This is a genomic window from Rhizobium sp. Leaf321 (genome assembly GCF_001423215.1).
GTDB lineage: Bacteria > Pseudomonadota > Alphaproteobacteria > Rhizobiales > Rhizobiaceae > Neorhizobium > Neorhizobium soli.
Genome location: NZ_LMOF01000006.1, coordinates 1,281,095 through 1,300,155 on the forward strand (window position 1 = coordinate 1,281,095; position 19,061 = coordinate 1,300,155).

14 protein-coding genes are annotated in these 19,061 nt (G+C 60.2%); 4 read left to right on the plus strand and 10 right to left on the minus strand.

The features are described from left to right. Positions 1-397: 397 nt before the first annotated feature. Positions 398-3,889 (plus strand): DNA polymerase III subunit alpha, encoded by a 3,492-nt coding sequence (gene dnaE / locus ASF70_RS12470; RefSeq protein WP_062580023.1) that lies wholly within the window; start codon positions 398-400, stop codon positions 3,887-3,889. A gap of 21 nt (positions 3,890-3,910) precedes the next feature. Here dnaE and ASF70_RS12475 read toward each other — a convergent pair whose 3' ends face one another. The 4 genes from ASF70_RS12475 to ASF70_RS12490 all read right to left on the minus strand — a co-directional run bounded on the left by ASF70_RS12475 (position 3,911) and on the right by ASF70_RS12490 (position 7,757). Continuing rightward, positions 3,911-5,275, minus strand: a complete 1,365-nt coding sequence (locus tag ASF70_RS12475; protein WP_082471876.1) for a L,D-transpeptidase family protein — start codon at positions 5,273-5,275, stop codon at positions 3,911-3,913. Between the two features lie 118 nt (positions 5,276-5,393). Then, positions 5,394-6,686: a DNA polymerase IV gene (locus ASF70_RS12480; RefSeq protein ID WP_082471877.1), complete on the minus strand. Its 1,293-nt coding sequence runs from the start codon at positions 6,684-6,686 to the stop codon at positions 5,394-5,396. Positions 6,687-6,766: 80 nt separating this feature from the next. Further along, a complete protein-coding gene (locus tag ASF70_RS12485; RefSeq protein ID WP_062580026.1) occupies positions 6,767-7,447 on the minus strand; it encodes a hypothetical protein in 681 nt (226 codons plus the stop codon). A 1-nt stretch (position 7,448) separates the two neighbouring features. Further along, positions 7,449-7,757, minus strand: coding sequence for a DUF3572 domain-containing protein (locus ASF70_RS12490; protein ID WP_062453216.1), 309 nt, complete (start codon positions 7,755-7,757; stop codon positions 7,449-7,451). 133 nt (positions 7,758-7,890) lie between these two features. Between ASF70_RS12490 and ASF70_RS12495 the strand changes: the two genes are divergently transcribed. Both ASF70_RS12495 and ASF70_RS12500 read left to right on the plus strand, forming a co-directional pair. Then, a complete protein-coding gene (locus ASF70_RS12495; protein ID WP_062453215.1) occupies positions 7,891-8,262 on the plus strand; it encodes a response regulator in 372 nt (123 codons plus the stop codon). 14 nt (positions 8,263-8,276) lie between these two features. After that, positions 8,277-9,656: a PleD family two-component system response regulator gene (locus tag ASF70_RS12500; protein WP_062453214.1), complete on the plus strand. Its 1,380-nt coding sequence runs from the start codon at positions 8,277-8,279 to the stop codon at positions 9,654-9,656. 756 nt (positions 9,657-10,412) lie between these two features. On the opposite strand, the gene rpmG is transcribed toward ASF70_RS12500, so the two are convergent. The 5 genes from rpmG to topA all read right to left on the minus strand — a co-directional run bounded on the left by rpmG (position 10,413) and on the right by topA (position 17,488). Next, the gene (gene rpmG / locus ASF70_RS12505) at positions 10,413-10,580 is read right to left on the minus strand and encodes a 50S ribosomal protein L33 (RefSeq protein WP_007626161.1); all 168 of its coding nucleotides are present in this window, start codon (positions 10,578-10,580) and stop codon (positions 10,413-10,415) included. Between the two features lie 89 nt (positions 10,581-10,669). Continuing rightward, a complete protein-coding gene (locus ASF70_RS12510; RefSeq protein ID WP_062580028.1) occupies positions 10,670-11,854 on the minus strand; it encodes an MFS transporter in 1,185 nt (394 codons plus the stop codon). A gap of 86 nt (positions 11,855-11,940) precedes the next feature. Further along, positions 11,941-12,396: a DUF983 domain-containing protein gene (locus ASF70_RS12515; RefSeq protein ID WP_062453212.1), complete on the minus strand. Its 456-nt coding sequence runs from the start codon at positions 12,394-12,396 to the stop codon at positions 11,941-11,943. A gap of 2 nt (positions 12,397-12,398) precedes the next feature. Further along, on the minus strand, positions 12,399-14,762 hold the full coding sequence (gene rnr / locus ASF70_RS12520; protein ID WP_062580030.1) for a ribonuclease R: 2,364 nt from the start codon (positions 14,760-14,762) through the stop codon (positions 12,399-12,401). Beyond that, positions 14,759-17,488 carry a type I DNA topoisomerase gene (topA, locus tag ASF70_RS12525; RefSeq protein WP_062580032.1) on the minus strand — a complete coding sequence of 910 codons (2,730 nt, stop codon included), beginning with the start codon at positions 17,486-17,488 and terminating at the stop codon, positions 14,759-14,761. The genes rnr and topA overlap by 4 nt, the downstream gene beginning before the upstream one ends. Positions 17,489-17,733: 245 nt before the next feature. Between topA and ASF70_RS12530 the strand changes: the two genes are divergently transcribed. After that, a complete protein-coding gene (locus tag ASF70_RS12530; RefSeq protein WP_062453210.1) occupies positions 17,734-17,937 on the plus strand; it encodes a hypothetical protein in 204 nt (67 codons plus the stop codon). Here the strand turns inward: ASF70_RS12530 and dprA are convergent. Then, positions 17,917-19,059, minus strand: coding sequence for a DNA-processing protein DprA (dprA, locus tag ASF70_RS12535; protein WP_062580034.1), 1,143 nt, complete (start codon positions 19,057-19,059; stop codon positions 17,917-17,919). The genes ASF70_RS12530 and dprA overlap by 21 nt on opposite strands. Between the last annotated feature and the right edge of the window lie 2 nt (positions 19,060-19,061).

Consider the following 19,061-nt stretch of genomic DNA (forward strand, 5'->3'; position numbering starts at 1 on the left):
GATGGCTGACGTTTGGCTGCCGACCGCGTGCGTCGGCCGGCAACGGCTTGGTCCTATGGAGCGCTGGTTACCTCCAGCCAGCAAGCAGCATTAACCATCGGTCAGAATCTTCTATTCCCGTTTTGTTCTACTATTGACGTTGGGACGAAAAGAGAACAAAGTGCCAACATAAACGAGCACGGGAGACGACGATGACTGACCTTCTTCGTGATATTGCCGCATTCGCCTCCATTGCAACTTTCGTTGCCAGCTTGTCGATGATCATGCTGGTGATGTGAGCCGGTCCGTGCTCGCCCAGCCGGCGGGCGCAAGCGGAAAGAGGTTGAGAAGACCATTCTTGACTCGACTCTGAAGCCCCCGCGCCGGACAATGACCCGATTCAAGGAATGGGTATCAGATGGCGGACGCAGCGACTTTACAATCGGAATCGGAGGATTTGGGAGCGACGCCACAGTTCGTGCATCTGCGCGTCCATTCCGCCTATTCGCTTCTGGAAGGTGCGCTGCCGCTTAAGAAAATCCTCTCCAAGGCCATCGCGGACAATCAGCCCGCGATCGCCGTCACCGATACCAACAATCTCTTCGTCGCGCTGGAATTCGCCCAAAAATCCATCGGTGATGGCATTCAGCCGATCATCGGTTGCCAGCTGTCGATTGACATGGAGGATCAGCCAGACGAGCGCCGCAACGGCCATTTGGCGAAGCTGCCGGCAATCGTTGTGCTTGCCGCCAATGCCAAGGGATACGAGCGGCTGGTGGATCTCGTCAGCCGTGCCTATCTCGATGGAGAAGGGCAGGCGGCAACGCATATCTGCCGCGCCTGGCTCGAAGATGGCGGCACCGAAGGACTGATCGCGCTGACAGGTGCTGCCGGTGGCCCTGTCGACATGGCAATGAAGGATGGCAACACCGTACTCGCAAAGGCGCGCCTCCTGTCATTGAAGCAGGCCTTTGGCGATCGTCTCTATATTGAACTGCAGCGTCACGGCACTTACGACCGCCGTCATGAGCAGCGGATGATCGATCTTGCCTACGACCAGGATGTGCCGCTGGTCGCGACCAATGAGGCCTTCTTCCCGGGCAAGTCCGATTACGACGCCCATGATGCCCTGATGGCCGTCGCGCACAATGCGATCGTATCCGACGATACCCGTTTCCGTTTGACGCCCGACCATTACCTGAAGAGCCGTGCCGAAATGGCAAAGCTGTTCGCCGATCTGCCGGAAGCGCTCGAAAACACGGTCGAGATCGCCAAACGCTGCTCGTTCATCCTGAAGACCCGCAGCCCGATCCTGCCGCGCTTCACCGGCGCCACCGATGATCCGGCAGAAGCGGAGCGCGCCGAAACGGCGGAGCTGCGCCGTCAGTCGGTCGAAGGCCTCGAGAACCGGATGGCCGAACTCGGTATCACCGCCGGCTTCACCGAGCAGGATTATCGCGAACGGCTCGATTTCGAGCTCGGCGTCATCGAGAAGATGAAGTTCCCGGGCTACTTCCTGATCGTTGCCGACTTCATCAAATGGGCAAAGCTGCAGAACATCCCGGTCGGTCCGGGCCGCGGTTCCGGTGCAGGCTCGCTGGTTGCCTATGCGCTGACGATCACCGACGTCGATCCGCTGCGCTTCTCGCTGCTGTTCGAACGCTTCCTCAATCCCGACCGCGTCTCGATGCCCGACTTCGACATCGACTTCTGCCAGGATCGCCGCGAAGAAGTGATCCGCTACGTTCAGCGCAAATATGGCCGCGAGCAGGTAGCGCAGATCATCACCTTCGGTTCGCTACAGGCCCGCGCAGCACTGCGCGACGTCGGCCGCGTTCTCGAAATGCCCTATGGCCAGGTCGATCGCATCTGCAAACTGGTGCCCAACAACCCGGCCAATCCGACCACCTTGGCAAAGGCGATCGAGGAAGAGCCGAAGTTTCAGGAAGAGGTCGACAAGGAGCCGGTCGTTGGCCGTCTTCTCGATATCGCCCAGAAGATCGAAGGTCTCTACCGCCACGCCTCGACCCACGCCGCCGGTATCGTCATCGGTGACCGCCCGCTGTCGAAGCTGGTGCCGATGTACCGCGACCCGCGCTCCGACATGCCGGTCACCCAGTTCAACATGAAATGGGTCGAGCAGGCCGGTCTGGTCAAGTTCGACTTTCTCGGACTGAAGACGCTGACCGTGCTCAAGACGGCGGTCGAGTTCTGCAAGAAGCGCGATATCGTTGTGGATCTCGCCAAGATCCCGCTCGATGACGAACTGACCTACCAGATGCTGTCGCGCGGCGAGACTGTCGGCGTGTTCCAGGTGGAAAGTGCCGGCATGCGCAAGGCGCTGATCGGCATGAAACCGGACTGTATCGAGGACATTATTGCGCTGGTGGCGCTTTATCGTCCGGGTCCGATGGAAAACATCCCGACCTACAACGCCCGCAAGCATGGCGAGGAAGAAATCGAATCGGTCCATCCGTCGATCGATTATCTGCTCAAGGAAACCCAGGGCGTTATCGTTTACCAGGAACAGGTGATGCAGATCGCCCAGGTCCTGTCGGGCTATTCGCTCGGCGAAGCCGACCTTCTGCGCCGTGCCATGGGCAAGAAGATCAAGGCCGAGATGGACCAGCAGAGCGAACGCTTTGTCAGTGGTGCCATCAAGAACGGCGTGTCGAAGCCACAGGCGAAGAACATCTTCGAACTGCTGGCGAAGTTCGCCAACTACGGCTTCAACAAATCTCACGCCGCCGCCTACGCCATCGTCTCCTACCAGACGGCCTATATGAAGGCGCATTACCCGGTCGAGTTCCTCGCCGCGTCGATGACCTACGATATGGCGAACACCGAAAAGCTGAACGATTTCCGCGAGGATGCCGGCCGGCTCGGCATCAAGGTCAGTCCGCCGTCGGTACAGACCTCGTTCCGCCGCTTCGAGACAGGCGACAACCGCATCTATTACGCGCTCGCCGCCATCAAGGGCGTCGGCGAAAACGCCGTCGATCACATCGTCGAAGTCCGCGGCGACACGCCCTTCGCGTCGATCGAGGATTTCTGCCTGCGCATCGACCCGAAGCAGATCAACCGCCGCGTCTTTGAAAGCCTCAACGCCGCTGGCGCCTTCGATTGCTTCGGCTTCGATCGGGCGCAGCTCAGCGCCGGTATGGACCGCGTCATCGGCTATGCCCAGCGCGCCCAGGAGGAGAAGGTCTCCGGTCAGTCCGATTTCTTTGGCTCGGGTGCGGCAAGCGGTCCGGAAAAACTCGTGCTTCCAACCTTCAATCCGTGGATGCCGTCTGAAATGCTGATGCGGGAGTATCAGGTGCTCGGCTTCTACCTGTCGGCCCATCCGCTCGATACCTACGGTGCGGTGCTCGACAAGATGCGCGTCCAGACCTTCGCCGACTTCTCGACGGCTGTGAGGGCAGGCGCCACGGCCGGACGTCTTGCCGGGACCGTCACCGGTCGCCAGGAACGCAAGACGCGCACCGGCAACAAGATGGGCATCGTCATGTTTTCCGATTCCACCGGTCAGTTTGAGGCGGTGCTGTTTTCCGAAGCGCTTGCTCAGTACCGCGATCTGCTTGAGCCCGGAAAATCGCTTGTCATCACCGTTCAGGCCGACGAGCGTCCGGAAGGCATTGGCCTGCGGATCCAGACGGTGCAGTCGTTGGAGGAACAGTCGGTCCGCATGCAGAAGGCGCTGCGGGTCTTCGTGCGCGACTCAGGGCCGCTGAAGACGGTCGCCCGGCATCTTAATGCCCGCGGCGATGGCCTCGTCTCGTTTATCGTCATCAAGGATGATGGCAAGCGCGAGATCGAGGTGGAACTGACGGAACGGTATCGTATCTCGCCGGAAATCGCCGCCGCTCTGAAGGCGGCGCCCGGTGTGCTGGATGTGGAACTGGTCTAACCGACCGCGGTGGCGTTGGCCTCAGTAGAGGCCGACGCCGCCTTGGTAACGGATGACACTGCGCTTGGCGCGCGGCTCGGCGGCAGGCGTTGAGCCAATATCCTGAACTGCCACCATCTCGCTTTTCGACGACTTGGTCAGCGTGACGAAATCGGTGCCCTTGCCGGTCTCCGGTCCAAGCGATTCGTCGTTGATCGTGACAGACGTCCCATCCGCCATCAGCGTCTCGATCCTGTCGCGCACGTCCTGCGAAATCTCGATGCGGTCGAGTGCGGCTTTCGCGGCACCCGGCAGTTTCGCATCGGCCGCCATGGTGATCCCCAGCCGCTTCATCGTCGCGTCGGACAGCACGTTCGGCAACGTCACCGCGTGCCAATCGGCTGATTCGATCGAGCGATCGATCTTGTCGACAGTGAAGAGATGCGTGCCGAGGGCCACTTCCGGCGCCTTGATGCCGACAGGGGCCTCAAACAGCGGTTCGAAATTCTGCCGCACCATGATCTGGCCGGCAGGTGGCTTCGGCTGGCCGGCAGAGGCGTAAAGCGCGTCGACAAACTCGCCGCTTATCATCGGGCCCGTCTGCTTCAGGCCTTTCCAGCGTTTGAAGCCGGCAACGGCGCTGCGGGTCAGCGGTCCGACATAGCCGTCGGAGCCGCCGGTCTCAAAGCCCATTTCTTCCAGCAGTTTCTGGGCGTCCATCAGCGTCTCGCGGTCGGTACGCCGCGTGATCAGGATGCGCAGCGCGTGCGTCTGCGCTTCCTCGAGATCATCAGGCTGCGGCGGAAGAGCATCCGTGGCGCGGTTTGGATTGGCTGGCGCGACATTCATCGCCACTTCGACCGGCTTCTTCGGCGAGGCCTTGATCGATGCGGTGCGAAGATCGACATCGGTCATCAGCGCGCTGGCAGGCAAAGGCTTGCGCGGCGAAAACAGCACGACATCCTCGATGCGCTGCGGCACCACGTCCGCGTCGGTCACGATCACATGCGCACCGCGCTCGGTCAGGCCGTAAAGCTTGGTCGCAAAACCGCTCGGCAGGCGCACGCAGCCGTGCGACGCCGGATAGTTCGGAACGTTGCCCTCGTGCAGCGCGATACCCGACCAGGTGATTCGCTGCATGAACGGCATCGGTGCGTTCGAATAGATGTTCGACTCGTGGTATTTCCGCTTCTCAAGGATGGAGAAGATGCCGGTCGGCGTATCGTGCCCGGCCTTGCCGCTCGATATCCGCGACCTGGCGACCACGGTCTCGCCCTCGTAGACGGTCAGCGACTGCTTGTCCTTGGAAACGATGATCTGCAGGGGAACACTGTCCGCTGCAAACGCTGGAGGCGACAGCATCGTCGCGGACATCAGACAGAACCCCAAAACCAGGCGACGCATCATGCTAAACCTCATACGCAAAACTTGAGCCGCATTTTACCGAGCGAGGTTTAACGAAGGTTTGCATCCGCGCTGATCTCGTCACGTTTAGCAGGAAAAATTTAATCACGTTTGATTGAAACTATCGGTCGCGGCGCTTGTCGCCAAACGTATAGCCGGTCTCGACGGCCGCAGCTCCGAACTTCTCACGCAGCTTGTCCATGGCCGCTTCCGCAGCCGCCCGGCGTCCGGCCTGAACATCCACGAGATCCGGCGGATCTGCACGGGCAGGGTCGGTCAGATCGGTGACGCCGATCCCGAGCAGGCGAAATTTTGTACCGTCCGTCTCCCGCTCCAGCATTGAGATACCGGTGCGGAAGATCCGGTCGGCAAGCTGGGTCGGGTCTTCCAGCCGCTTGTTGCGGGTACGGCTTTTGAAATCCGCGGTCTTCAATTTCAACACCACCGTCTGGCCTGCAACGTCCTCGCTCTTCAGTCGTTTAGACACCTTCTCCGAAAGCCGGCGCATGATCGGGACCAGGTCGTCGTGGCGGGAGATGTCGTCGAAGAACGTGGTCTCGGCCGACACGCTTTTCGCCGGGTCGTTGAGATGCACCTCTCGGTCGTCGATACCGCGCGACAAACGATAGAGGCGCTGGCCCATCGTGCCGTAGCGGCGCATCAGGTCGGCCTCGTTCATGGCTTGCAACTGCCCGATGGTGCGGATGCCGTCCGCCTCCAGCGTCGCATCAAAAGCCCGGCCGACGCCCCAGATCGTCGTGACCGGTCGGGTCGCCAGAAACTCCACGGCCTCAGCGCGACCGATCACCGAAAAACCCCGCGGCTTTTCGAGGTCGGAAGCGACCTTGGCGAGGAACTTGCAGTAGGAGAGCCCGACGGAAATACTGATGCCAATCTCGGATCCGACGCGTTTTGCGAGCTTTGCGAGAATGCGGCTGGGCTGATCGTGGTGCAGACGCTGGGTGCCTGCCAGTTCCAGAAACGCCTCGTCGATCGAGATCGGCTGCACCAGCGGCGTCAGATCCATCATCATCTGCCGCACCTGTCGGCCGGCAGTGACGTATTTCTCCATGTTCGGCTTGATGACGACCGCATCCGGGCAGAGTTCGAGCGCCTTGAACATCGGCATTGCCGACCGGACGCCGCTGATGCGGGCGATGTAGCAGGCGGTCGACACCACGCCGCGCTTGCCGCCGCCGATGATCACCGGCTTGTCCACAAGGCTCGGGTCGTCGCGTTTCTCGATGGTGGCGTAAAAGGCATCGCAGTCGATATGCGCAAGCGTCAGGTCATGAAGTTCGCGGTGATACACCAGCCGTGGACTGCCGCACTCGCGACACCGTCGCACCTCTGCCTTCTGCTCGGCAAAGCAGTCTCGACAGAAGCCGGGCTTGTGATTTGGTACGACTGTCATCGGCGGAACAAAGGTTGAACATTCCGACAATAGGCCGTAAGCTGCAACCTCTCAAGAGTAGAACGCACATCCTTCAACCACTATTTTGCGGTTTGATGATGCGGGATGTGGGACAGGATGTAGGCGTCGATCATCTCTGCGGCATGCGGCCAGTCTGTGGCCCGGACGATCGGTTGATCAGGCTTCGGAGCAAGCTGGTGCAGAGGACTGTCCGGCATCATGTGGATCAGCAGGCAGTTCTCGACGTGGTCGCGGACCGAATGCAGGTTGTGGGCCATGTCATCGATAAAGACCGAGGGAAGGGGGCGCGCGGCATGGATCATCTGCATGACAGGGCCTTTCTTTTCCTCAGTCGCGACGAGAGGGAAGGTGAGGTCGAGCCGGTCGAGAAGCCGGCGACGCTGTTCCTGATAGCGTGGCGGCATGGCAGTGAGGAAGATGACGTCTGCAGCCTTACCGATCGCCTTAAGGGTCTCGATCGAAAGCGCAGAGGGCGTCTGCCAGTCTTCTTGGCGGTCGAAGAACGCGCCGATCAGGCGTTTGACGTCCGCTTCCTCGATAGGGACCTGCGTTTCGACCGAAACGATATTGCCGGTGAGGCGGAAGGAGCGCGGCAGCAGCTCCAGCCCCTCTGCCTTGATGAACTCGGTGAAAGGTGCCGCGAAGTCCAGAACGACGTCATCGACGTCGCATACGACCAGCGGGCGGTCGCCCAGTTGGACATGGGAGAAATCGAGGGCAACGCCGGAAGAGTTCTCCATCTCAGTAGTCGCCCGAATCGAGTGCAGGCTTGGAATAATAGTGTGACGCTGCGGCAACCGTTTCCGGTCTCGTGTTCGTCGCTTCGCAAAATGCCATCAGCGTTGGCTCGTGGCTCATCAGAAAATCGATCATGCCGCCCAGAAAGCCCGGATCGTCGATCACAGAACGAAGTTGGCCGGGCTGGAGACCGGAAAGCGCCAGAAACCGGGAGAACATGTCAGGCTCGTCCGCAAGCCAGCTGAGGATTGCGCCGGCCGTCTCTTCGGGGGCTGCGGCGGGTGCCTTGTTATTCAACGGATCGAACCTCATCGCCTGCTCAAGTTACCTATTTCTCAACCAAATGCCCTTAACGTGTGCCGCTAGTGGCTTAAAGAATCTCGTGTTCGGAAAGCTTATAGACTGAAAGCACGCTTGCAAGGCGCGATTTAAGGAACGGATCGACATGCCCAAACGGGTCATGATTGTCGAAGACAACGAGCTGAACATGAAGCTCTTCCGCGATTTGATCGAAGCGTCCGGCTACGAGACGATCCAGACGCGCAATGGCATGGAGGCGTTGGATCTTGCCCGCCGTCACCGTCCGGATCTGATCCTGATGGATATCCAGCTGCCCGAAGTATCGGGTCTGGAAGTGACCAAGTGGCTAAAGGAAGACGACGAACTGCACGTCATACCGGTCATCGCCGTCACCGCATTCGCGATGAAGGGCGACGAGGAACGAATCCGACAGGGCGGGTGCGAAGCCTATGTTTCGAAGCCCATCTCGGTGCCGAAGTTCATCGAGACCATCAAGACGTATCTTGGCGACGCGTAAGGTCGGAGAATGACATGACGGCACGGATCCTGGTAGTCGACGACATTCCCGCAAACGTGAAGCTGCTCGAGGCACGCCTGCTTGCGGAATATTTCGACGTTTTGACTGCCGATGACGGCTACAAGGCGCTGGCGATCTGTGAACAGGCCCATGTCGATGTCATCCTGCTCGACATCATGATGCCGGGCATTGACGGGTTCGAAGTCTGCGAGCGGCTGAAAGCCAATCCGCGGACATCCCATATCCCTGTTGTCATGGTCACCGCGCTGGACCAGCCCTCCGACCGCGTGCGCGGCCTGAAAGCCGGTGCCGACGATTTTCTGACCAAGCCGGTCAACGACCTGCAGCTGATTTCCCGTGTCAAAAGCCTCGTGCGGCTGAAGACGCTGAGTGACGAGCTGCGCATCCGGTCCGACACCGCGCAGGATCTCACGCTGCAGGACATGATGAAGAGTGCAGCGGGGCAGGACGCTCAGGACGACGTCGCGCAGGTCCTACTGGTCGATGGCCGCGGAAGCTCGCAGGAACGCATCGTCAGGGCGCTGAAACCGGTCGCGGATATCACTGCCATCTCCGATCCGCAGGCAGCCCTTTTCGAAGCGGCTGAAAACCCGTTCGATCTGGTGATCGTCAATACGAATTTCGATGACTACGATCCGCTGAGGCTCTGTTCACAACTGCGATCGCTGGAGCGGACCCGATTCCTGCCGCTGCTGCTGGTGACGGAACACGGCGACGACCAGGTCATCGTCCGGGCGCTCGATCTCGGCGTCAACGACTACATCATCCGGCCGATCGATCCGAATGAACTCGTGGCCCGGACCCTGACGCAGATCAAGCGTAAGCGTTACAACGACCGCCTGCGGTTGAGCGTGCGCCATACGATCGAACTGGCTGTGACAGATGCCCTGACCGGTCTGCACAATCGCCGTTATCTCGACAATCACATGAAGGTGCTGTTTGCCCGCGCAACAGCCCGTGGGCGGCCGCTGTCCGTCTGCATCACCGACATCGATCGATTCAAATCGGTCAACGACACGCACGGCCACGACGCCGGTGACGAGGTGCTGAAGGAAGTTGCGGCCCGTATCCGGTCCACGGTACGCGGCGCGGATCTCGCCTGCCGGTTCGGTGGCGAGGAATTCGTGGTGGTTATGCCCGATACGGATAGCGCCGCCGCGGCTTTGATTGCCGAACGATTGCGCAACATCATCGAGCAGACGCCGTTCGTGCTGAAAAGCACTGGCGCCAGCCTGAACATCACAGCTTCGCTTGGGATTGCCTGCAGCCGCAGTGGAGCGGAAACGCCGGAGCAGTTGTTGAAACAAGCCGACCGTGCGCTTTACGACGCCAAGAACAGCGGGCGCAACCGAGTCGTTGCAGCCGCCGCTTAAGATTTGCACGAGAATCGTCGTATATTAAAATACGCTAATATAATATCTTTCGTCTTGCAGCGAGGCTTTTTGATAAAGAAGCGCTCGTCCCCCAGTTTCCTCAATTAAATTTGACGATTCGTACGCGGCTTCGAGCCAAATAAAACGCATACGGGAATGGAAGACCGGTGCTTTGTTTGAGCATTGCCGAACGATACGGTAGCATCTACACAGAAGCGAGAAAGTCCTGCTTCTCGCTGACGATTTATAATCGCCTTTTACTTCCGTCTCGAAGCCGGGCTAATCTTCGAGCTCGCACCAAACACCGTAGGGTGGATAAAGCTAAAAACGCTTTGGCTCAGAATAAACCTAACAATTGAAGAGCCGGAATAGCGTCTTTCTACAAAGACGCGTGTGGATTTTAACCATCATATCCAAACAGTTTCGTACTGATCTAAGTATGTGTTGATTTTCCATTGATTTTGCGCAATTTTGGTTTCAACGGGGCGAAGGGTTCCTTCAGCTTACGTCGAGATACCCCATGATGCTCAGGTCCGCCGCATCTCCTGGGTCGTGGGGTCGGTCGACTGGCAAGCAATTTCAACGGCTCCTCGTGCCGCGATTGCAAGCCGGTCGACCCCCAATCAAAGCGCCGCTGTCAGAAATGACGGTGGCGCTTTTTGCGTTTTGGTACTCACGCGTGAAAACAGTAGGCAAAGAAAAAGGCGCCCGGCTGATCAGCCTGCGCCTTCTTTCATGCCTTTAAGTGACCAGATCTTACTTGATCTTGGTTTCCTTGAATTCGACGTGCTTCCGGGCAACCGGATCGTACTTCGTCTTGGTCATCTTGTCTGTCATCGTACGGCTGTTCTTCGTGGTTACGTAGAAGAAACCGGTATCAGCCGTCGACAGCAGCTTGATCTTGATGGTCGTAGCTTTTGCCATGGTCTTAGCGCCTTTAAGAAAAGTGGAGCCGCGGACGCAGACGGTCGACGGCGAAATCTGGGGCGAAATTACAAATCGCGGTCAGAATGTCAACCTTGTTTCGTTGGTAAAAACCATCGAGCCCCCGAAACAACCACGTAAAAGCCGAAGAAACCGGCCAGCGCCCAGGCAAAGCCGTCATTGCCCGCGACATCCATGGCAGCGCCGATGCCCTGTGGTCCTGCAACCGTGCCGACGGCATAGCAGAAGATGAAGGCGGCATTGGCAGCGACCAGATCGGCACCTCGAAGGCGAGCGCCCAGATGCGCGAGGCCAACGGTATAGAGGCCGGAGATACAGCCGCCCCACATGAATAGGAGAACCGCGGTCATCATCCAGTTGCCGATCAGGAAGGGGATCGTCAGCGAGCCGAGAACGCCCAGTACGGCGAGGCCGGTCAGAAGCGGCCTGCGGTCACGCATGCGGTCCGAAATCATCCCCAGCGGGATCTGGAAGGCCATGTTGCCCAGTCCCATCACCGTCAAGAGGATGGCCGCATGCGATTCGGTCATCTGTTCGCGCAACGCATAGATCGGAAACAGCGACAGTCCGCCAACCGAGACTGCACCAAAGGCAAAGACGGCTGCCGTCGCACTGGGAACGAGGAATATATAGTGGAAGAAGTGCCGCTCGGGCTTGCTGTCTAGCTTCGGGCTTTCGTGACGGGCGAGAAAGATCGGTATGATGGCCGTCATGATAATGAGTGCGCCGACGATGAACGGAAGCACGCCATCGCTGCCGAGAAGCGAAAACAGCATCGGCCCGATCGCAAACCCGACCGCCAGCACCGTTGCGTATATGCCGAGGACCAATCCGCGTCGTCTGGGTGGCGCGGCTTCATTGATCCAGAATTCGGACAGGATGAACAGAGCCGTGGTCGCGCCATGGAACGTAAAGCGTAGTGGAAACCACATCCAGAATTGGTCGGCGTAGTAGAAACAGATGGCGCTGACGGCGGCGATCACCACGGCGATCATCATGCTGCGCGCCACACCAAAGTCATGAGCACATTTCGTCGTGATCGGGGCGGCAACCATGGCTGCAACGCCTGCCATGGCAGCGTTCAACCCGATCAGCGTCGATGAGATGCCGCGTTTTTCAAGGATGATGCTCAGCAGCGGCAGGCCGAGCCCCATGGCTATTCCCACGGCGCTGACGGCGGCGGTGGCTGCGATCAGGGATGGCCAGTGGATCTCCGCGACATGGCCGTTTTCGTCGGTCGTCGGCTGAGGCATTCAGACTTCCTTACAAGTCGGCTTCGGACTGGACGTCCGTACGCATGAAATAGGACGGGAAGGTGGTAACGAACGGTGGACCATGATCAGTTCGGTCTGTTGCTCGGACCGCTGGTCGAATCGGTCCCGTCCTCGCCGCCGCCGAACCCATGCATGCGGTTTGCCCATTGCAGGCCGATGACACCGCCCTTGATGGGCTGGATCGTCGCGATGGCGGCAAGCACCGCAAGCGGTGCCCAGATGGCGAGGTGGACCCAAGGAGAGACCCGCAGGATCATATCGGTCAGCATGTAGCCGGTCATCAGCACGTGACCAACCACGACGATGACGAGATAGGCCGGAAGGTCGTCTGCACGATGGTGGGAGATATCTTCACCGCAGACGGAACAATGATCGACTGGCTTCAGGAAGGCACGGAAAAGCCGGCCCTCTCCACAGGCAGGACAGCGACAGGCGAGGCCCCGTTTGATGGAGCGGCCAAGAGGTCGATCGACCGGGTCCGACCCGCCGAAGCGGACCGTCTGTTCGCCATCTGACTGCATTGCTATCTCCTGCCGCCACGGAAGGGGCGCGTACCTGGCTTTTTGGGCCGTCCGCCGGATTTGTCTCGTCGCGCAGACTTGTGGAACGAGCGGGCGCCGCCCGGCAGCTTCTTGCCTTCGCTCAGCATTTCAAACTGAAGCGCACCGGCAAGCGGAACTGCCGCCCTCAGCTTCACATCGACGGTATCGCCGATCTGGTAGCCGAGACCGGAACGTTCGCCTGTCAGCGCCTGATGCGCCTCGTCATAGATATAGTAATCGTCGCCGATCGTTGACACCGGCACGAAACCATCGGCGCCATAGGTCGGCAGGGCCACGAACAGGCCTGCCTTGGTCACGCCGGACACGCGGCCCTGGAACTCCTCGCCGATCTTCGTCGAGAGGTGGTGCGCGACAAGACGGTTTACCGTGTCGCGTTCGGCGGCCATGGCGCGGCGCTCGAAGGTGGAGATCTCTGCCGCGATATCTTCGAGCTGGGCTTCTTCGCCCGGCGTGATTCCGCCTTCGCCGAGACCGAGCGACCCGACCAGCGCGCGATGCACGATCAGATCCGCATAGCGGCGGATGGGCGAGGTGAAATGCGCGTATTTCATCAGGTTGAGGCCAAAATGGCCGATATTGTCGGGGCTGTAGACCGCCTGGCTCTGGGAGCGCAGCACCATCTCGTTGACCATGATCTGGTGCGGCGTGCCCTGTGCCTGCGACAGGATGCCGTTGAACGAGTTGGAGCGCATCTGGCCGCCGCGAGCCATCGAAATGCCGAGCGTGTTCAGGAACTCGCGCAGCGTCTCCTGCTTGGCAAGCGAGGGGCCATCATGGATACGGTAGATCAGCGACTGCTTCTTCTTCTCGAGCGTTTCGGCGGCGCAGACGTTTGCCTGGATCATCATCTCTTCGATGAGCCGATGCGCGTCGAGCCTCTCTGGCACGATCACACGATCCACCGTGCCATCCGGCTTCAGAATGATCTTGCGCTCGGGCATATCGAGTTCGAGCGGCTGGCGACGGTCGCGACCGATCGTCATGATCCGGTAGGCGTCCCACAGCGGCTTCAGGACAGGCTCCAGCAACGGACCGGTCTTGTCGTCGGTCTCGCCGTTGATGGCGGCCTGAGCCTGCTGGTAGGAGAGCTTGGCCGCACTCTTCATCATGATGCGGTGGAACGTATGGCCGGCCTTGCGGCCTTCCTTGGAAAAGACCATTCGCACGGCAAGCGCCGGCCGGTCTTCGCCCTCGCGCAGCGAGCAAAGATCGTTGGAAATGCGTTCCGGCAGCATCGGTACGACGCGGTCGGGGAAGTAGACGGAATTGCCGCGCTTCTGCGCTTCGCGGTCCAATGGCTTGCCGGTGCGGACATACCAGGAGACATCGGCGATCGCGACGGTGACGATGACGCCGCCCGGATTGTCGGGCGAGGTGTCTGGCTCGGCATAAACAGCGTCGTCGTGATCCTTGGCGTCGGCGGGATCGATTGTCAGGAGCGGCACGTCGCGCCAGTCTTCGCGCTTCGACATGCTGGCCGGCTTTGCAGCTTGCGCTTCTTCCATCACCTCGTTCGGGAAGATGTGCGGAATGCCGTGCGAATAGATGGCGATCATCGAGATCGCCTTTTCCGAACCGACGGAGCCGACAATGTTGAGGACGCGGGCGCGGGGCAGGCCGAACCGGCCGTTGCGAACGACTTCCGACTCGACCAGGTCGCCGTCCTTGGCGTCTCCGATGTCCTCGGGTTCGATCACCATTTCCTCGCCGCGCCTCTCGGTCGGCAGAAGACGCATTTCGCCGTCAGCCAGTCTCTGGACGACGCCGAGGGCGGCGCCGCGGCGCTTGTCGATAACCTTGATGACGCGGGCGGTATAGGCCGGGCCTGATCGTTCCTTGTTCGGGAAGATCTTTGCAAGGATGCGATCGTTGAGACCCGCGGCTGGCGCCTTGCCTTTTCCGCGGCTGTCATGCGACTGACGGATGAGCACGGCAGGGGCCGCACCCATATCCTCCGGCCACTCGGTCGGCCGGCCGATCAGTTCGCCATCCTTGTCGCGGGTGGTGATGTCGAGAACGGTGACCGGGGGCAGGGCACCCGGACGCGAGAGCGACTTGCGGTTCTTGGTGAGAAGACCGTCTTCCTCGAGCGAATGCAGCAGATCCTTGAGCTCGATGCGCGTATCGCCTTTCAGGCCGAAAGCCTTGGCAATCTCCCGTTTCGAGCCCTTATCCGGATTGTCAGCGATGAACTGGAGCAGCACATCGCGCGGAGGAACCGCACCCTGGACAATTACCGGTCTGCTCGCCGACTGGCTGTCGCCACGGTCAGCCTTCGCGGCGCGTTTCTGCTGGCGATTGGATCGCTCGTTCGGTTCTCTCACGTGTCCGTCTTCTTCGCCTTCGATGCGGTTGTCTTTTTGGCCGGTGCCTTCTTGGCAGGCGCCTTCTTGGCTGCGGTCTTAGCCTTGGCAGGCGACTTCTTTGTGGCGGTCTCGGTCGTTGCGTCCGCCTCTGTCTTGGCAGCAGCCTTTTTTGCCGTGGCCTTCTTGGCAGGCGCTTTCGCCTTGGCCTTGCCCGACGATGCCTTGCCGCCCTTTTCGATGATCAGCGCCATCGCCTGTTCCATCGTTACCGACTGCGGGTCCATGCCCTTCGGCAGCGTGGCATTGACCTTGGCCCAGTTGACGTAAGGCCCGTATTTGCCGTCGCGCACGGTGATCGCGCCGCCATCCGGATGCGCGCCAAGGTCCTTGAGCGCTGCCGGTGTGCCACGACCGCGTCCGCCGGGGCCTTTTTCCTTTTTCTCGGCAATCACGGTGACGGCGCGGTTGAGACCGATCGAGAACACGTCCTCGATCGTTTCCAGGTTCGCATAGCCACCGTCATGCAGCAGGAACGGCCCGTAACGGCCAAGACCTGCCGAAATCATCTTGCCCGATTCCGGATGCTTGCCCACGTCGCGCGGCAGGTTGATCAGTGCCAGCGCCTTTTCGTGGTCGATATCGTCAGGCAGCCAGCCCTTGGGCAGCGAGGAACGCTTGGCTTCCTTGCCGTCGCCGCGCTGGATATAAGGTCCGAAACGACCCGACCGCAGCGTCAGCTGCTCGCCGGTCATCGGATCGGTCCCAAGTTCCTTCGGTTCGTTGAGGCCGGAAGCTTCCGCATCCGCGCCGCCTTCGGACGACAACTGACGGGTGAAGTTGCACTCCGGATAGTTCGAGCAGCCGACGAATGCGCCGTACTTGCCGAGCTTCAGCGACAGGTTGCCGGTGCCGCAGACCTGGCAGATACGCGGATCCGAACCGTCTTCCCGCTTCGGGAAGACCAGCGGTGCCAGCGCTTCGTTCAAAGCATCCAGCACGTTGGTGACGCGCAGTTCCTTGGTGTCTTCGATCTGGCCGAAGAAGTCCTGCCAGAACTCCCGCAGAACCTGCTTCCAGTCCAGTTCGCCAGCCGAGATCCTGTCGAGCTTCTCTTCGAGATCGGCCGTGAAATCGTATTCGACGTATTTCGTGAAGAAGTTCTCGAGGAACGCCGTCACCAGCCGTCCCTTGGAATGCGGAATCAGCTTGCGCTTATCCATGATCACGTATTCGCGATCGGACAGCGTCTTCAGCGTCGCGGCATAGGTGGAAGGACGGCCGATGCCGAGTTCTTCCATCTTCTTGATCAGCGATGCTTCCGAATAGCGCGGCGGTGGCTCGGTGAAATGCTGGCTCGAGTTGACCTTGTTCTTGTCGAGCTTTTCGCGAGCGTTGATCTCGGGCAGGCGACCGTCTTCGTCGTCGTCCTCGCTTTTGTCATCCTCTTCGCGGCGGTCCACATAGGCGCCGAGGAAGCCGTCGAACCGTACGACCGAACCGACGGCCCGAAGGCCAGCCTTCTGGGCGCCGTTTGTCGCCGAGATCTCGACCGTGGTGCGTTCCATTTCAGCTGACGCCATCTGGCTGGCAATGCCGCGCTTCCAGATCAGCTCGTAGAGCCGCGCCTGATCGGCATCGAGATATTGGCGAACCTTGTCCGGGGTGCGGTTGAAGTCGGTAGGGCGGATCGCTTCGTGGGCTTCCTGCGCATTCTTCGCCTTGGTGGAGTAGAAGCGCGGCTTTTCGGGCATGTAACGCGGGCCGAACTGCTCGACGATGGCGCTACGCGCCTGCTCGATCGCCTCGGGTGCCATCTGCACGCCATCGGTACGCATATAGGTGATGAGACCGACGGTCTCGCCACCGATATCGATACCTTCATAGAGCTTCTGCGCGACCTGCATCGTGCGCGAGGCGCCGAAGCCGATGTTCGACGACGCGGCCTGCTGCAGGCTCGACGTGGTGAACGGCGGGCCGGGATTGCGCTTGACCGGCTTTGCTTCGACGGTCTCGACGCTGTAGGCGGCACCATCGAGCAGCGTCTTCAGGCGGCCGGCTTCTTCGCCGTTCGTGATCGATTTGCTCTGCAGACGCTTGCCGTCGGCCTGTACCAGCTTGGCCAGGAACTCGTCGCCACGCGGTGTCTTCAGGAGCGCGGAAATGTTCCAGTATTCTTCAGAGACGAAGCGCTCGATCTCGGTTTCGCGGTCGCAGACGAGGCGCAGCGCAACCGACTGCACACGGCCGGCAGAACGGGCGCCCGGCAGCTTGCGCCACAGGACCGGAGACAGGTTGAAGCCGACGAGATAGTCGAGAGCGCGGCGGGCGAGATACGCGTCCACCAGCGGCACGTCGATATCGCGCGGGTTGGCCATCGCATCGAGAACCGCCTTCTTGGTGATGGCGTTGAACACGACGCGCTTGACCAGCTTATCGCCGATCACCTTCTTCTTCTTCAAGAGGTCGAGGACATGCCAGGAAATCGCTTCACCCTCGCGATCCGGGTCGGTCGCGAGATAAACGGCGTCCGAACCCTTCACGGCGTCGGCAATATCCTTCATCCGCTTCTGGGATGCGCTGTCGACTTCCCAGAGCATCTCGAAGTCCTGGTCAGGCAAAACCGACCCGTCCTTGGCAGGAAGGTCGCGGACGTGGCCGAAAGAGGCGAGAACCTTGTAACCCGAGCCAAGATACTTGTTGATGGTCTTGGCTTTGGCTGGAGATTCTACAATGACTACATTCATCTTGTTTCTCTGCAATAGAGCTTTGCCCGGTCTCGTAACGATCCAGGCGGAAATCTGGTCTCCCGACATGGCGGGCGTTTGTCCCGGGGTCAAGAGGTCATCGTTAATTAGTAGGATACAACGAAATACAACCTGAGAGTGATGTGCAATTAGTTGCAATCTTAAATAAACATCTCTAAGCTGCGCTGATAAGGTGACGAATAGTTATATTAGGCGGTGTCGCGCCCTATTTGACAGGATGTGAAATGGTCTCTCACGGTGACAAGGACGGACGGGGCGACGAGAATTCGCGCAACATCGCCTACATCCGGCAGATGCTGGCAGAGTTGCGGCAGGTCGCGCTCAGCGAGGGGGCTGATATGCTGTGCTACCTCATCGAGATGGCCTATGTCGAGGCTGGCGACGTGCAGGCCGGGCGACGACCGCGATCAGTCTTCCATAGCAAGTGAGACCATGCCGCCCGGGTGCCGGTGCAGCCGACCGGCAAGATCGAGTTCCAGCAGAATAAGATAGACACTGGCCGCGGCAACACCCGTATGCCGGATGATATCGTCGATATCGACCGGTGTCGGACTAAGCGCCGAAATGATGCGCGTCCTGTCGTCGTCATCGGGCGGCAGGAGTGTGCTGCCTCTGCCGGGCTCTTCGATGACGGTATTTTGAAATCTATCGAGATCGGACAGCGGCGCCAACGCATCCAGCACATCCGAAGCGCCGGTCGTGACGATGGCGCCCTGCTTGAGAAGTCCGTTTGTACCGTGGCAGCGCGGATCGAGTGGCGAGCCGGGGACGGCAAACACCAGCCGTCCGAAATCGGCGGCAAGCCTTGCGGTGATCAGCGAGCCTGACCGCTCAGCTGCTTCAACGACAACCAGCCCGAGCGAAATGCCTGAAATCAGCCGGTTGCGACGGGGAAAATCCCGCGCGCGTGGCTCCCAGCCGAATGGCATTTCGGAGACGGCAAGGCCGCTGCCGGCCGTGATCTCATCGAGCAGGGAGAAGTTTTCCGGCGGATAGGGACGGTCGATGCCGCCGGCCAGAACCGCGATCGTGCCGGTATCGAGACTGGCGCGGTGCGCCGCCGCATCGATGCCGCGAGCAAGTCCTGAAGTGATCGCATAACCGGCGCGGCCGCAATCCCTGGCAATCACCGCCGCAAACTTCGCCCCGGCGATTGAGGCGTTGCGCGAGCCGACAATGCCGACCGAGGGGCGGGTGGCGGTGGAGAGATCGCCCTTTGCCGCAACGAGCGGCGGCGCTGCCTCGATCTGTCGCAACGCGGGAGGGTAGTCGGGTTCACCGATGCCGATGAACTGTGCGCCCTGGCGGCGTGCGATCTCCAGCTCGCGTTCGGCCTCACTGGCACTGGCGATGCGGATTGCCCGTGTCGATCCGCCGCGCGCTGACAGTTCCGGCAACATGGCCAGCGCATTTTCCGCCGAGCCGCAATGATTGATGAGATCCCGGAATGTGGCCGGGCCGACATTGTCGGAGCGGATCAACCGCAGCCAGGCGATCTTCTGCCGTTCGGTGAGCGCAATTCCTATCCGTCTTGCGCTGCTATCCGGCATGA